15 protein-coding genes are annotated in these 15,069 nt (G+C 40.6%); 6 read left to right on the top strand and 9 right to left on the bottom strand.

Annotation, left to right across the window (positions count from 1 at the left end):
• Positions 1-22: 22 nt before the first annotated feature.
• The 5 genes from OEG80_RS00600 to OEG80_RS00580 all read right to left on the bottom strand — a co-directional run bounded on the left by OEG80_RS00600 (position 23) and on the right by OEG80_RS00580 (position 4,050).
• Entirely contained in the window at positions 23-1,729 is a 1,707-nt protein-coding gene (locus OEG80_RS00600) for a copper resistance system multicopper oxidase (protein ID WP_045448091.1), read from the bottom strand.
• 94 nt (positions 1,730-1,823) lie between these two features.
• Positions 1,824-2,462 (bottom strand): DUF411 domain-containing protein, encoded by a 639-nt coding sequence (locus OEG80_RS00595; protein WP_263240434.1) that lies wholly within the window; start codon positions 2,460-2,462, stop codon positions 1,824-1,826.
• Positions 2,463-2,618: 156 nt separating this feature from the next.
• Positions 2,619-3,239 (bottom strand): c-type cytochrome, encoded by a 621-nt coding sequence (locus OEG80_RS00590; protein WP_263240431.1) that lies wholly within the window; start codon positions 3,237-3,239, stop codon positions 2,619-2,621.
• Positions 3,240-3,317: 78 nt separating this feature from the next.
• The gene (locus tag OEG80_RS00585) at positions 3,318-3,590 is read right to left on the bottom strand and encodes a hypothetical protein (RefSeq protein WP_263241265.1); all 273 of its coding nucleotides are present in this window, start codon (positions 3,588-3,590) and stop codon (positions 3,318-3,320) included.
• Positions 3,591-3,723: 133 nt separating this feature from the next.
• Positions 3,724-4,050, bottom strand: a complete 327-nt coding sequence (locus OEG80_RS00580; protein ID WP_165596721.1) for a hypothetical protein — start codon at positions 4,048-4,050, stop codon at positions 3,724-3,726.
• Positions 4,051-4,375: 325 nt separating this feature from the next.
• On the opposite strand from OEG80_RS00580, the gene OEG80_RS00575 reads away from it, so the two are divergent.
• From OEG80_RS00575 to lgt, 3 genes are all read left to right on the top strand, one after another.
• Entirely contained in the window at positions 4,376-5,122 is a 747-nt protein-coding gene (locus OEG80_RS00575) for a heavy metal response regulator transcription factor (RefSeq protein ID WP_165596722.1), read from the top strand.
• On the top strand, positions 5,112-6,584 hold the full coding sequence (locus OEG80_RS00570; RefSeq protein WP_263241262.1) for an ATP-binding protein: 1,473 nt from the start codon (positions 5,112-5,114) through the stop codon (positions 6,582-6,584). The genes OEG80_RS00575 and OEG80_RS00570 overlap by 11 nt, the downstream gene beginning before the upstream one ends.
• Before the next feature lie 183 nt (positions 6,585-6,767).
• Positions 6,768-7,652 (top strand): prolipoprotein diacylglyceryl transferase, encoded by an 885-nt coding sequence (gene lgt / locus OEG80_RS00565; RefSeq protein ID WP_011959981.1) that lies wholly within the window; start codon positions 6,768-6,770, stop codon positions 7,650-7,652.
• Positions 7,653-8,011: 359 nt separating this feature from the next.
• Here the strand turns inward: lgt and OEG80_RS00560 are convergent, their stop codons facing one another.
• The gene (locus tag OEG80_RS00560) at positions 8,012-8,662 is read right to left on the bottom strand and encodes an IS1595-like element ISPssp3 family transposase (RefSeq protein WP_007394843.1); all 651 of its coding nucleotides are present in this window, start codon (positions 8,660-8,662) and stop codon (positions 8,012-8,014) included.
• A gap of 179 nt (positions 8,663-8,841) precedes the next feature.
• Here OEG80_RS00560 and lspA point away from each other — a divergent pair, with 179 nt between their 5' ends.
• The 3 genes from lspA to OEG80_RS12940 all read left to right on the top strand — a co-directional run bounded on the left by lspA (position 8,842) and on the right by OEG80_RS12940 (position 10,970).
• The gene (gene lspA / locus OEG80_RS00555; RefSeq protein WP_007394842.1) at positions 8,842-9,549 is read left to right on the top strand and encodes a signal peptidase II; all 708 of its coding nucleotides are present in this window, start codon (positions 8,842-8,844) and stop codon (positions 9,547-9,549) included.
• Positions 9,550-9,824: 275 nt separating this feature from the next.
• Positions 9,825-10,157: a DUF3817 domain-containing protein gene (locus tag OEG80_RS00550; RefSeq protein WP_131603940.1), complete on the top strand. Its 333-nt coding sequence runs from the start codon at positions 9,825-9,827 to the stop codon at positions 10,155-10,157.
• A 564-nt stretch (positions 10,158-10,721) separates the two neighbouring features.
• The gene (locus tag OEG80_RS12940; protein ID WP_228139849.1) at positions 10,722-10,970 is read left to right on the top strand and encodes a hypothetical protein; all 249 of its coding nucleotides are present in this window, start codon (positions 10,722-10,724) and stop codon (positions 10,968-10,970) included.
• Between the two features lie 562 nt (positions 10,971-11,532).
• Here OEG80_RS12940 and OEG80_RS00540 read toward each other — a convergent pair.
• The 3 genes from OEG80_RS00540 to OEG80_RS00530 form a co-directional block, all read right to left on the bottom strand.
• Positions 11,533-13,116 carry a Fic family protein gene (locus tag OEG80_RS00540; RefSeq protein WP_263241257.1) on the bottom strand — a complete coding sequence of 528 codons (1,584 nt, stop codon included), beginning with the start codon at positions 13,114-13,116 and terminating at the stop codon, positions 11,533-11,535.
• A gap of 309 nt (positions 13,117-13,425) precedes the next feature.
• Positions 13,426-14,016: a recombinase family protein gene (locus tag OEG80_RS00535; protein ID WP_062844955.1), complete on the bottom strand. Its 591-nt coding sequence runs from the start codon at positions 14,014-14,016 to the stop codon at positions 13,426-13,428.
• Positions 14,017-14,316: 300 nt separating this feature from the next.
• Positions 14,317-15,018 carry a VIT1/CCC1 transporter family protein gene (locus OEG80_RS00530; protein WP_011959977.1) on the bottom strand — a complete coding sequence of 234 codons (702 nt, stop codon included), beginning with the start codon at positions 15,016-15,018 and terminating at the stop codon, positions 14,317-14,319.
• Between the last annotated feature and the right edge of the window lie 51 nt (positions 15,019-15,069).

Raw genomic sequence — 15,069 nt, 5'->3', positions numbered from 1 at the left:
CACCTATCAACCAAAGATTTGCTTAAACGACCGCCACTTCTCTGAACATACCGGCTTCCATATGATAGAGCAGATGACAATGCCATGCCCATCGACCAGCTTCTCCTGTGACATCAAAGCTAATTTTTTGAGCTGGTTGCACCATCATAGTATGCTTGCGCACCTGAAACTCACCGTTAGGCATGCGCAAATCGCTCCACATCCCATGTAAATGCATCGGATGATTCATCATCGTGTCATTGACTAAGGTAATACGCACGCGCTCACCCGGCTTGATATTGACCGGCGTGGCCTCACTGAACTTAACCCCATCAAACGCCCAAATATAGCGCTCCATGTTACCGGTTAAATGTAGCTCGATCTCTCGGGTAGGCTTGCGCTGCTCCGCAAATATTGCCTCATCGACAGAGCGTAGCTGACTATAATTCAATACCTCTCTATTAATATTGCGCAGGTTGATACCTGGATCGTCAAGGTTCATACGTGGACTGTCCACACGCATATCAGACTTAAAGTCATATTCTGTTTTAGCGTGCTTAGCTTTATAACCATTAGCACCCATAGCACCCATCATATCTGCCATGGTGAGCCATTCAATTTTGTCCATAGCAGGCGTTGCCGCACGAGCACCTTCTTTGGTGGCAAGCGTTGCTGCGACATAGCCCGAACGGTCTATGTTTTGGGCAAATATGGTATGCGCATCTTTGGTCGGGGTGACAATGACATCATAGGTCTCAGCCACGCCAATACGAAAATCATCAATAGCGACTGGTGCGACATCATTACCATCCGTTGAGACGACTGTCATTTTAAGACCGGGTATGCGTACATCAAAGATGGTTTGCGCTGAGGCATTGATAAAGCGTAATTTAACGCGCTGTCCTGCTTTGACGATTTGCGCCCAATTAGCTGCGGTCGTTTTGCCATTGATAAGGTAGGTAAATGTGTTTTCACCCGACAAGTCCGTAAAATCAGTGGGCATCATGCGCATCTGATTCCACATTTTACGCTTATCAAACGCGGTTTTCATATCCGTTTCGGCAATATCAGCAAGCAGTTTTTTGAAGTCTGGTAGATGGTAGTTGTCAAAGTCGGCGCGCTGTTTGAGCAGCTTCAAGAGATTATGCGGGTTGCGGCTGGTCCAATCACTAAGCACGATCACATGGTCTTCGTCGATAGGATGACGCTCACGCCCTTTAGGTTCAATCACAATGGCACCCAGCATACCGGTTTGTTCTTGGAACCCACTGTGTGAGTGATACCAATAAGTGCCTGATTGTTTTAATTTGAATTTATAAGTAAAGGTGCTGTTCGCAGGAATGCCATCAAAGCTAATGCCCGGCACCCCATCCATCTCAAACGGTACTAGTAGTCCATGCCAATGGATAGAGGTTGATTCATCCATCTGATTATGAACACGTATCACCACCGTATCGCCTTCACGCATTTTTAGCGTCGGTGCTGGTAGTGAATCATTGATGAGCGTCGCCATGCTCTTTTTGCCGTTCACAATAGCGGACTGTTTACTGACGTATAAATCAAACTCTTTCCCTGTCAATACAGGTACTTTATGAACGTTTTGATCACTATTAATAGTAGCGCCCTGACTGCCTGAGCGACTCGATTGTCCCAATGCGCTACTAGCAATAGTCGGCATCAAGGAGGCACCAAGGACAGCAGAGGATCCGGTTAAAAAACGTCGGCGGTTCAGTATGTTCTTTTTATTCATAATGATAACCTGATTTAATTTGAGAGATGGTGGTTAAGCTTATAGTTATAATATTTTCGATATTTAACAGAATCTATTCACATCTAAGCCAACACTACAGCTGCTGCTGAGGAGAATCAATAGCGGCATAAACTTCTGTGGTGCCGTCTTTATTAAGCTGCATTACTTTATAAGGCATGAATTTATCTTGATATTCCATACCGGGGCTGCCAACTGGCATACTAGGTACGGCAAGACCAATGGCTTGTATAGGAGGATTTTCTAAGAACTGAGCCATGTGTTTAGCAGGGACATGTCCTTCAAAGACGAAACCGTCGGTAGTAACGGTGGTATGGCAAGAGCGCATTTGCTGTGGTACGCCATAGCGATCCTTGAATAAAGAGACATCTGCCACATCTTGCGCGGTTGCACTTAATCCATTGTCTTTTGCATAGCCTACCCATTCTTTACAGCAGCCACAGTTGGCATCTTTATAGACGGTCGCTGAGACGTTTTTGAGTAATGATGATGGGTCGATTGCAGGAGCATCTGCCGGAGCCGAACTTTCGTTTAGTACTTGTGCCTTCTGAGTAGCAGACTGTTCAACCTTTACTGGTTGAGAATCAGGGACACTGGTAGTAGATTGGCTACAAGCGGCTAGTGTAAGGGGTAGTGCCGATACCGCCATCAATAAAAGGACACGACCGGATAACCAGTGATGTCCATTAGGAAACCCGTGTATGTAATGTCTCATCAAATCACCTTTAAGTGTCTATTATTATGCTCGATACTCTAAAAACTGGACCCTATATTTGTGGTCTTAACTAAAAACGTTAAATGCAGCACCGTTCAGTACTGCATTATTAATAACGATAACATTTAATGATGATGCTTCTATATACAGATAGGGTTAATGCTGCATTCCAGAACCATCTTCCGACATCTCCATACCCATACCATCATCCGACATATTCATATCACCATCAAATGACATGTCCATCATATCGCCATCTATCCGAGTGGTTAGCATCGTGTACTGAGCTTCATCTAATTCAGGTAGCGATCTGATAAAAGCGACCATTGCCCACATTCTATCGTCATCATGGGAGGCGCCCCATGCAGGCATTCCCGAAGCCATAATGCCATGTTTGATGGCCCAAAAGCTTTGCTTTGCACCGTCCTCAGTTTGATAACGTTTGACGATATCAGCCTTGGTAAAGTTGGGCGGCTTCGGATATAAGCTTTCGCTAAAGTCAGTTTGTGCCACTCCCGGAGACAAGTGACAGCCTGCACACATATCTTTATAGTCCGCGCCACCAGAGCTGATCATGTCAACCTTCTCTAAGTCTGGTACCACAATATCTTTACTGGCAGTTTGTATAGAACGATTGCGCGCAGTTTCTAAAAAGCTATACATCATTGGGCTATGCTCTTGGTCTGCACCCACGTTGACAACGCCACTGCTGACAACCGCAAACATCCCAACGATTGCCACAAATAAAGTAAAGAGCACACCCAATAAAAACTTCATATATTTTCCTAAAAACTTATTTCCGTTAATTTCTCTCTGCTATTAGAGAGGAGCTGTGAGTTAACAGAGCTGAAATTTTTAAGATTTACTGTCAGTAGTCACACAATGTTTTTGGTACATTTGCTTCATTTTGCTCATATTGGCCATCATGGCTTTCATAGCAGGGTCATTCATGTCCATCTTGCTATGATCCATTTTTCCCATCATTTGCATATGCTTTTGCATTTTTTCACAGTTCATTTGATCTTTTTCAGCATGCATTTTAGGGTCATGCGCCATAGCTGAGGTCGATACGACAAGAGCGATGACCGTCATTGCGATTGATTTAGACAGTAATTTAAATTGTGACATGATTAATTCCTATTATTTGGATTAAAGGTTATTGAGTTCAATAGCTGTTAAACCAGCCTAAATGATACATCATTTATTCTGACTGGCAGATGACGTTAAGATTACAATTCTGTCATTCTCACTGCTTTAGATTCTAATGCGCGATATATTCATTTAATATGGCTTCAGCATTACTATCACGATCGCTACCATATTTTTCTACAAAATACTTTTCAGACTGCAAATGTTGATCTTGATGTTGAACCTGACAAGCCACTCTGGCGTCGACATAACTTTTCTTTTGCTCTTTGGACATTTGTGCATCATTATGATCTGCGTTTCTTGCAAAACTAGTGAGCGCATCACAATTACCGAGAACAGAAGCATCTAAGTTTGTGGTATGCGCATTGGCCGCTGACATGCCCACTAACATCGATACTGAAAGCAAAGCTGCTTTTTTTAATGAACTATAATTTTTCATATAAGACCCTTTAAAGATAAATAACAAACTGTTCAAGTAGGATAATTGCTTTACTCGTAGAGACAGTCTGTATCAGAGACAAGCCAATATGCGGCGTTGATTTAGAATACTAAATGGTGGCTGACAGCTAGATGACACGGATATTACATGTTCGTTAGGAACAGCATAATATTGTCATCTTCTTGTCATTAAAACCAAATACCAGCATCTGTCTCTATCCAAAGAACACTGTTATAACAAGGGTTCCTGATAAATATATGGCTGATAAGCTAACAATGTTAGTGATACGCTGTTGACAACTATAATGATATAAAGGTAAGCAACGATGAAAGTACTGTTAGTAGAAGATGAGAAAAACCTTGGAGAATATATTAAGAAAGGCTTAACTGAGGCCGGTTTCATCGTGGATCATCACATGACAGGTTTAGATGGCTATCATGCGTTAATGACTGAAGATTTTAGTGTGGTTTTGATGGATGTCATGCTACCTGACGTCAGTGGCTTTGAGTTGGTACAGCGCTACCGAGCTGCTGGAAAGCATACGCCAGTTTTATTTTTAACGGCTAAAGATGATTTAAGCGATCGGATCAAAGGTATTGAAATTGGTGGCGATGATTATCTGACCAAGCCTTTTGCTTTTGCTGAACTGATTGTTAGAATAAAAAGCCTATTGCGCCGTGCCAATCAATCTGATTATAAAAGCTCGGTCATACACATAGCTGATCTGAAAATGGATATTGCCAAACGCACCGTTCATAGAGGCAACACTAATATAAAATTGACTGCTAAAGAGTTTGCTTTATTACAACTTTTCTTAGAACGTCAAGGTGAGGTACTGCCGCGCACTGTGATCGCCTCGCAAGTATGGGATATAAACTTTGAGAGTGATACGAATGTCATTGACGTGGCTATAAGGCGCTTGCGGATAAAAATTGATGATGGATTTGATATAAAGCTGATTCATACGGTACGCGGAATGGGCTACAAGTTAGAGCCACTGGCTGTCGACGTGGATAGTGGCATGGGCGACGATAGTATTAATAAAGACAGTCTGACATCAAATGAGAGATAAATCTAAGAATCGGCGTTGGTCACTGTTATGGCGTACTGTTTTTTTACTGACAATATTTGTTGTTATCTCTCAAGTTGTTATTTATATATGGGTTCAGCGCTCTGTTAACGAGCACTTTGAGCAAATGGACTCAGAGATTATTACCCATGCAGCTTTTAACCTGCGTAAACGTATGGTTAGTTTGGAAGATCACATAGAACCATTCACAGTATCAAAATCGCAAGCGCTAATTGATGCCAATCATCTACATTCTTCTTGGCTGGATTATGATTTAAAAACCTTAGTATCAGACAAAAACGGCAAATTATTATCCAGCGATCCCAGTAATTTCATCAATGATCTACCGGCAGATTTTAGCTTGTTACAACTATTGCAGGACTATCGCGATCAGCAGTTTATGATCAAGATAAATAATAGGCATTACCGAGCCATTATCATTACACATCAAGAGGTTTTGGCATTTATTGCTCTACCTATCGATGTGCATCATCAATATCTTATCCAGTTTAATCGCCAGCTGAGCTTGATACTTATCGCCATTACCTTATTATTGGTTTCAGTAGCAGCACTAAGTGTACACTGGGGTTTTGCTCCCCTAGCTACTATCGTACAAAAGATGAAAGGCATTAATCTTCAAAGGTTAGATGAAAGAATTGTGGTTGGCGATATGCCGTTAGAATTACGTCCACTAACGGAGTCTTATAATTCTATGATGGTCAAGCTTGAAAGTAACTTTGAATCATTATCACGGTTTTCAGACAATATCGCCCATGAGCTACGTACGCCAATAGCGACGCTGAGTACGCAAACGCAAGTCATGTTAACTAAGCCAAGAGAAAGCGACGAATACATTGAGCAATTGCATCATCAGCATGATACGTTAAAGCAGTTATCCGCCATGATTAACGATATGTTATTACTGGCAAAAACTCAAAAAGAGCTGAGTGATTCGCAAATCAGTCATGTCGATATAGAGAGCTTGATCACAAAGCTTATAGATTATTATGAGATGATTGCTGAGGATCGTGAGATAATCTTTGAAAAATCGGGTGATTTTAAAACAGTACTAGGTGATAAAGGCTTATTGCAACGGCTGTTTGCCAACCTGATGTCAAATGCGATTTATTATGCGGCTAGTAATAGCACTATTATGATATCCGCTACTGTCCTCACTTCAAGCACCTCGCTTAATGCGCCAAAAGACGATATTCAATCCCCAGAGCAGCTCTGGTTAAGAATAACTATGACCAACCGTCTAGACAAACCATTAAATCAGATTGAAGCCGATAAACTGTTTGAGCGATTCTATCGTCATGATAAAACGAATACGATGCATTCAGGAACAGGCTTAGGCTTATCTATTGTGCAAGCTATCGCCAATGCTCATAATGGCAAAGTTAGTATTACTATCAAAGATGAGTGTCTTTTTGAGGTTGCTGTAAAGTTGTTGATTGCCAGGTAGTAAATACCTTCATACTGTCTATGAACCGCTCAGATTAGATCGAAGGCGAGTTTACTTGGAAGGTCTCTCTATCCATAAGATGAGATTCTGACTTGCGATAGTTGTACTTTTCAATTGTTGGACAAAAAATTTCTTATATAAGCCTATTTCATACATTCTATTACCAATAATTATGATGCCTTTATGATGATTCATCCTCAGTATGATCCCGTAGCGCTTTCCTTGGGTCCATTGGAAGTGCACTGGTATGGGCTAATGTATTTGCTAGCCTTTGCTGCCGCTTACGGTTTGGCTTGGTATCGCAGTACCAAACGCGACAATTGGACCACCGACATGGTCTCTGACTTAGTCTTTTATGGCGCGCTTGGTGTCATCTTAGGCGGTCGTATTGGCTATGTGCTGTTTTATCAGTTCGGTGAATTACTCCAAAACCCTGCCTATATATTAAAAGTCTGGGAAGGCGGTATGTCTTTCCACGGCGGCTTTATCGGCGTCATGCTAGGTATGTGGTTCTTTGCCCGTAAATATAAAAAGACTACCTTTCAAGTATTCGATTTTATCGTTCCTTGTGTACCAACCGGCTTACTGTTTGGGCGTATCGGCAACTATATCAATGGCGAATTATGGGGTCGCGTCTCAGACGGTGGCTATAACTGGCTGACCTACTTTCCGCAAGCCGCGGCGTTTGATATGGAGCAATTACAGAGCAATCCACAATTGCAAGAATTGATGATTGAAGTCAATGGTCAATACATATTGCCTCGTCATCCATCACAGCTATATGAAGCCTTTGCCGAAGGTCTGCTGCTATTTATATTCTTATGGTGGTATTCATCAAAACCACGTCCACGTATGGCCGCCTCCGCTGTATTCTTACTAGGCTATGGCATCAGCCGCTTTATCATTGAATTCTTCCGCCAGCCAGATGCTGACCAAGGATTCATATTATTAGGTTGGATGACCAAAGGGCAAATCTTAAGCGCGCCGATGATTATCGCCGGCTTAATCATGCTGATTTATGCTTACAAACGCGGTATTTATGATTGGGGTAAGCAGTCTGCATATTAGAAATAAGTGTCGAGGTGCATGAACAAATAAATATAAATGCAGTTCTAACAAGATACATTCCATTTGCAGAATTAATACCTATGTTAGTACAAGGATTTTTATTCCTAAACCTAATTTTTTCATCAGATAGTGGAACTTCAAAAGCTAAAAATAAATTTGGATATGTAACTTTTTATGTCAATGTAACCTATTTTAGATGTTATCTGTCTTTAAAATAACCAATTTCTTAGAAATTAATACAAGGAACTACATGATGTATCGCAACAATTACGTAAGATTACATAGTTCCTTAGCGAATTAAAATTCATATTGACACTATAAACTAGTATATTATTTTAATAAGGGGCTGTCCTAGATAACTAGTTCAAACCCTGTTTAACCCATTGTTTTAATTGTAGTAATTGCGACTTTGGGTCACTGTGATTAAAACGCCACTCACATTCCTTTAAATAGAGGTGAAAATGTTCTTTTGGAACTCCGTTAAACTTACGTAGATGCCGTTTAGCTTGGTTCCAAAAGTTCTCTATACCATTAATGTGATTCTTGTCATTAACAAAGGTTTTGGAGTGGTTGATACGATAATGAGTAAACTCACTGACATCTAATGCGTTATAGCTTTTAAATGAGTCAGTATAAACAATGCTATCAGGCTTCACTTTTTCTCTTATGATGGGGATCAAAGTATCTGCTTTAGCATTGGGTATAATACAAGCGTAGACCTTGCCATTACGCTTTAATAGACCAAACACGGGCACTTTGCTACCAGCACCTCGCCCTCGCTTGCCTTTACGAGTTCCACCAAAGTATGATTCGTCTACTTCGATTTCGCCTTCAAATAGACCAGGGTCTTGACTATTCTCGTAAATAAGCAGTCTTAGCCTATGAAAGTAATAACTGGCTGTCGTTTTATTAATACCAATTAGGCTTGCTGCTGTTCTCGCGGTAGAACCGGCAACAAATAACTCGATTAGTCTGCTTTGTTTATACCAACTTAGTTTACTCTTTCTCATAGTGCTATCCTAAATAATTTTACTTATCTAGGACAGCCCCAAAAATTATTACCGTAAGTTTCATAATACCAGAGCGGTAAGTGGAGCCGTTTATGAAAGTGGCGCGATTAATAATCGTATACCAAAAACATATACGTTTAACATTGTTCATTGTATAAACATAGATAAAGGAAACAACTATGACTGAATCTACCGACAGATTAGATAGTACTAAATTGAATAGCGTTGAATCGGCTAGTACTAATATTGCTGACAAGAAGGTACCTATAGCTGTGAGTAGTACTCATCAATCGATTGACTCTAAAACCATAAATCATACGCCTAAAGCTATGTACGTGACTTCAGGCAACTCAATAACACCTAAAGATAAGTTGGACAAAATGCCAAAAATGGTTGCCAATGGCAGTCGCGCTTTTATCTGGTATTTGTTGGCGATAATGGTATTAATACTTGATCAATGGACTAAGTGGTTGGCCCAAACCACATTAGCGTTCAATGACCCCGTACCGGTCATTGAACCATTTCTCAACTGGACACTCGCTTATAACTATGGGGCAGCATTTAGCTTTTTAGCCAACGCTGGCGGTTGGCAGAAATGGTTTTTCTCAGGCTTAGCTTTTGTAATGGCTATCTTTTTAACGGTTTATTTAATCAAAGCGCCACGTGCAGCCAAGCTATTATCTATGGGGTTGGCCTTAATGCTTGGTGGTGCGATTGGCAACTTAATCGATCGTTTAAGAATTGGTAAAGTGGTTGACTTTATCCATGTGCATTATGCTGATGTCTGGAATTATCCTATTTTCAATGTTGCAGATATAGGTGTCTGTGTCGGTGTCGCATTGATTATAATTGACATGATATTTTTAGAAAGTAAGCGTAATAAATAAGCACATTGATACCGATTATCACAAACAAAATGAACTAGCGTCGTATTCACTCTATACGGAAAAATACTTTTTATACTTGAGTATGTTTATAAAATGTGAACTGGAAGGTAATGTATGACTGGTATAGGTACTCACTCATTTTAGGTCTTAAAACTCAATACTTAAAAGCTCTGCGTAGAGCCATTATTATAGAGACATTGAATAATCCATAAATTCTTTATTGATAATAACAAAAGGAAAATACAGTGTCACAGACTCAGCCAACTATTGAAAAAATTCACAGCCTTAGAAAAAAACAAGAGACAGCGTTAAAAAGTCTTACCCTTATAGGCTATCTAGAAGGCACCTCTTTCTTATTATTGCTCTTCATCGCCATGCCACTAAAATATATGATGGACATTCCAGAAGGTGTGAAATACATCGGTATGGCACACGGTATGTTGTTTATTACCTATATCATAATACTTATAGGCTCAGCTATCAAAATGAAAATGCCTCTTTGGGCAATACCTGCGGGCGTACTCGGCTCACTCTTACCTTTTGGCCCATTTATATTCGATCATTTACTAAAAAAGAACTTGCAGGAAAATGTAAGTAAAGAAGCCTAGAACAAGCTCTGCTATAAATGCCACAAACGTATCTTATTACTCAAGATTATTTTTCCTAACTAAATCACAAGCCGCCATCACTCATCGTGGCGACAAATGAATAACATTGAGCAGAAATTAATCACAATAAAACTTTAATTCAGACCCAGTATGAATAGTCTCACACTCCAGTTACTTTTCGAACTTATCTTACATACTATCGACAAACCCGTTTTGTTTAAAAGCTAAACAGGTTTTGTCATCCGCGATGGCTTTCCTGTTATCGTAGGGTATACCCCAGGGGCACTATCAAAACAGGTCTCTTAATCAATTAATAGTCTACTTATAATAGACTGCAATAATGGAACTACTTATAACAGACTATTTTAGGTGTTTATGTTTATCAGAGCATAGAGCGCCAATCAAAGATCAAGATGCCAAGCGTGCCAAAAGTGAGCTCATATAGCTTGCTGCTGATCATGGTCACAAAATTGCCGCCTTCTATGTTGAAAACGAGTCAGACGCAACTTTAATACGTCCACAGTTAATGTAACTGATAAATGATGCCCATGAAGGCGATATAATTTGGTTGAGCAGATTGACCGCTTAGCACGTTTAAACCAAGCTGATTGGGATACTCTCAAAAGAATGCTATTAGAAAAGAAGCTGGCGGTAGTATCAGAAGAGCTACCGACCTCTTATATAACGCCTCAATCTGATAGCAGCATTGTATTTATGAGCAGCGTATTACAGGCCATCAATTCGATGATGCTTTATATGCTCGCTGCTATTGCTAGAAAGGACTATGAAGATCGACGTAACCGTCAGATGTAAGGTATTTCTCGTACTAAGGTAGAAAGTAAATATTCAGGACGTAGGAAAGATACCGAGAAGCGTAAGATTATCGCTAGCCTTCTGAAATCTGGGCGTAGTTATTCTGAAATACAAGCTACAGCTAAGTGCTCGCGTCATTTGATAGCTGTATAGCTAAATAAATACTCAAATAAATACTCAAATACTCAAATACTCAAATACTCAAATACTCAAATACTCAAATACTCAAATACTCAAATACTCAAATACTCAAATACTCAAATACTCAAATACTCAAATACTCAAATACTCAAATACTCAAATACTCAAATACTCAAATACTCAAATACTCAAATACTCAAAATTATTTTGAGGATCTGTAATAACCTTGTCAAATAAAAATTGTCTGTTATCAAAGTTCCTCTAATATATTCTGTTTAAGTAAGAAAAATATTGATTACGTTTCAAGTTACAGTATTTTAGCCGAATCTTTTATAAACGAATCATTATCGCAACGATGATACTGATACTAGCTTAAGCTTGATTATCAAGGCAGATTTTCTTGCGTATAGCAGGGTTTGTTCTAACTATTCAAACCATCTGCTTCATCTTTAAAGGTTTCTACAACCACAGAGAAAATATCGTCCCAAACCTCATCATTTGCCAAAAACGGATAATCCTTCAATAGCTTATTACTTTTAACACCCTTATTTTGTAGCATGCTACGAATAATTCTATCGGCATAGCTGTTGGGCATCTCAACAATCTCTTTTATCGCCAGTCGTGCATGGTCATGCTTTCTTAGGTACTGTGACTCGTTATGCATCTCTTTTTCAATAACATGAGCAATGAGTCCTGATAAGTACTGAACGTGAGGCGTTAGATCCATAAAGCGCCATGCAGGTTGAATTAGGTGAGTATTTCCAAAATTTAAGTTTGAGCGAATACCATCAGGGTAAGTAATCGCTTGTTTATCAAAGCTGTAATGATCACGGATTTGCTCCATAAGTGGCACGGATACACGGTCTAAAATTTTGTCATAGGCATGACGGTCTGAGGGATGCTCAGCAATGGCTTGTGATATAGGTAGGATAATCGGCTCATGAATGACCTGGTCTCGCCTGAGGACGTCATTAATTAAGAAGCGATGTACACGGCCATTGCCATCCGCCAGCGGATGAATATATACAAAAGCAAAGGAGGCAACCGCACTACGCATCAGTGCTGATTGTCCCTCAGTCTTTTCCATAAATACCTGTAACCCTGCTAGCTTGTTAGCAATGTCATCAGCAGGTGGCGCGATATAGTGCACAATTTCTTTAAAGCCATTCACCTGAGTATGCGACACAAAAACTGGTGATTGACGGATGCCGTACTGCTGAATAATAGTTTTACTACCCAATATGTCTTGTTGCAACTCTGCTAGCGACTCAGGATCAAGCGGAATATCGCCCTTGCCGGTACGCCGTGCCATTACATCGGCGAAACGTTCAATACGTTTTAACTCTTTCCCTTCACCTTCTATAGTAAAACTGGCTTTACTCTCTCGTAATGTCATCCATACGGAGGCACGCATCAGTAAGTCTTGCCCAAATTCATCGTTCAGCTTGTCAACCATTGTGGCAATATCGAGTGCAGCGGCTTGCGTAAACAACTCTGTTTTCACCAATTGAGGACAGAAATGACGGGTTCCTGCAAGATTGTCATTGATACGCCAACGAGCATTCTTTATGACATGCGCAGGGCTTGAAGTAACCTGCTTCTTAGCATCTAAAGCGTCCACATAGTTACCGCCTAAATTACTCGGTACTGCTAACTGCTGACCCATGAGCCACTCATACAAGAAAGCCATTCTACGGGCATAGCTGCCTGTCGGCTCAGCGTTTACCCATGCTTGTACGTCATCAGCACCTACCTGCTCAAACAAACGAGTCAGTAACTCTAAATTCAGTACTTCATGACGCATGTGAAACTGTAAGTGCGCAATGATAGTGTCCAGTGGACGCGCGGTTTCCTGATAAGCGTTATGAATGACGTCACCGTCTTTATAGGTTTGTCTGCGCCCACCGATACTACTGATGACATATAAAGGGGACACCAGCTCGATGCTGGCATAACGGATAAGCCATGCTGCGCCAATAGGGTCTGAAGTAGGGGTATTCATCATGAGGGGCTCAAGCGATTATAGATAAGCTATTTTGCAGAAAAGCGATTATGAATGCAATATAATGATTATAATGAAGCCTCATTGCATTAAATCGATTTTTATATGACGCTGTGATGTCTTTAGATAAAGATCGAAGGGCGTTTTAAGTGGGCATAATTGAACGAAATTGAATGATGAAAATACACCGTTCTTAACACAGCTACGTAGTAATAGAGTACCTATTTCTGCAAATAAAGCCTTCTTGCCTCGCGTGTAAAGCCTTATATATCAGCTGTTTATGAACAAAAATAAAATAAAATACCTCAGCTATTAGCCCTGCTTTAACACCCGATAAACCGTAGCCACCCCAACACCAACCGCCTTAGCAATCTCCTCTTTTGTCATATTGTTTTGACTGGCTAATTCTTTAATACGATTGTGTTTCGTTGTATTAGGCTTCTTACCAGTGGGCTTATAACCACTGTTCGCCAATCCCTGCTTAATACGCTCTCTACGTTTGTCGTTATCAAGCTTTGCCATTGTGGCTAATAAGTCGATCAACATATCGTTGATCACCCTGAGAATATCCCCGGTCATACCCTCACTGACTGTATGCGTCGTTGGCAGATCAGCCACCACTAATCGTAAGCCCTTGTCTTTGATGCGCTGCTTTAGAATTGCAAAATCATCTTGAGATAATCGGCTTAATCTATCCACGCTTTCAACCAGTAGAATATCGCCTTGCTCAGCGTCCTTTAGCAGCTTGGCTAATAATGGTCTATCGAGCTTTGTACCACTGAAATGCTCGACGTACTCAACATGGTTATCATCATAACTTGTACTGAAAGCCACCAAATCAGCCAATGCTCTGGTAGCGTCTTGATCCTTAGTGCTGGCTCTCACATAAATACGAACAGTCATAACCCACCTCTATTATTTAGACTTAATAATTAGTGCTCATTGATAATAACAAGATATTACTATCATTTAATAATATAAAAAAGTCTAATGATAGATAGATTATCATTTAAAGGTTTTATGTTTTGGGTATAGGCTAATGATAGGAAAAAAGCACAGCAGCCAGTCTTATAATTCAAAAGTCTGTTATAGATGGTTCCATGCTAACAGTCTGCTTTAAGTAGTCTGTTAATATGTTTGAAGGGTGAGATAGCTGGTTCCGCTAAGGTATACCCTTATTTACTGACCAGTTTTATGAGGCCCCTATAATGCTGCCACCCCAAACAACCGACCAATCAATGATGTTGCGACCATAGCGAGCACACCCCATATCACAACTCTAGACGTAGCAGGAATAACAGGGGCACCGCCCAAGCGCGCTGATATTATGCCAAGTAGCGCTAAGCCTACTATCGTTAAAGTCGCGAGTGACCAAACCAGTGTTTGTGCTGGCAAAAGTAAAATACCAATAATCGGTAATATGGCGCCCGCAATGAATGACAATCCAGAAGCAACTGACGCATGAATCGGCTTAGCTTGACTCAGATCTGTCAAACCAATCTCATCTCGGGCATGCGCCTCTAGTGCATCATGCTCAGTCAAAGCTATGGCAACTTGATGCGCTAAGACATGATCCAGTCCACGTTTCTCATAAATTTTGGTGAGCTCAAATAGCTCGCGCTCAGCATTATGAGTCAGTTCATGCAACTCTTTATCCAGATCCGCTTTTTCGGTATCAGCTTGAGACGATACTGAAATATACTCACCAGCTGCCATCGATAGAGCACCTGCGGTTAACGCGGCCATCCCTGTCAATAGCAGTGTTTGACTATTTGCACTTGCTGCAGCGACACCGACTAATAGACTCGCGGTTGAAATCAGTCCATCATTGGCACCAAGTACTGCTGCCCTAAGCCAATGATTGCGATTGCTTAGATGAGCTTCGTCGTGAATAGAATGATGCATAGCATAGATACCCTCAAACGATTTAGACATAAATTAGAATATGTCAGTGTA

This window comes from Psychrobacter sp. SC65A.3, assembly GCF_025642195.1.
Taxonomy (GTDB): domain Bacteria; phylum Pseudomonadota; class Gammaproteobacteria; order Pseudomonadales; family Moraxellaceae; genus Psychrobacter; species Psychrobacter cryohalolentis.
Note: the sequence above shows the minus strand (reverse complement) of the source record. Positions and strands in the feature narration are given on the sequence as shown.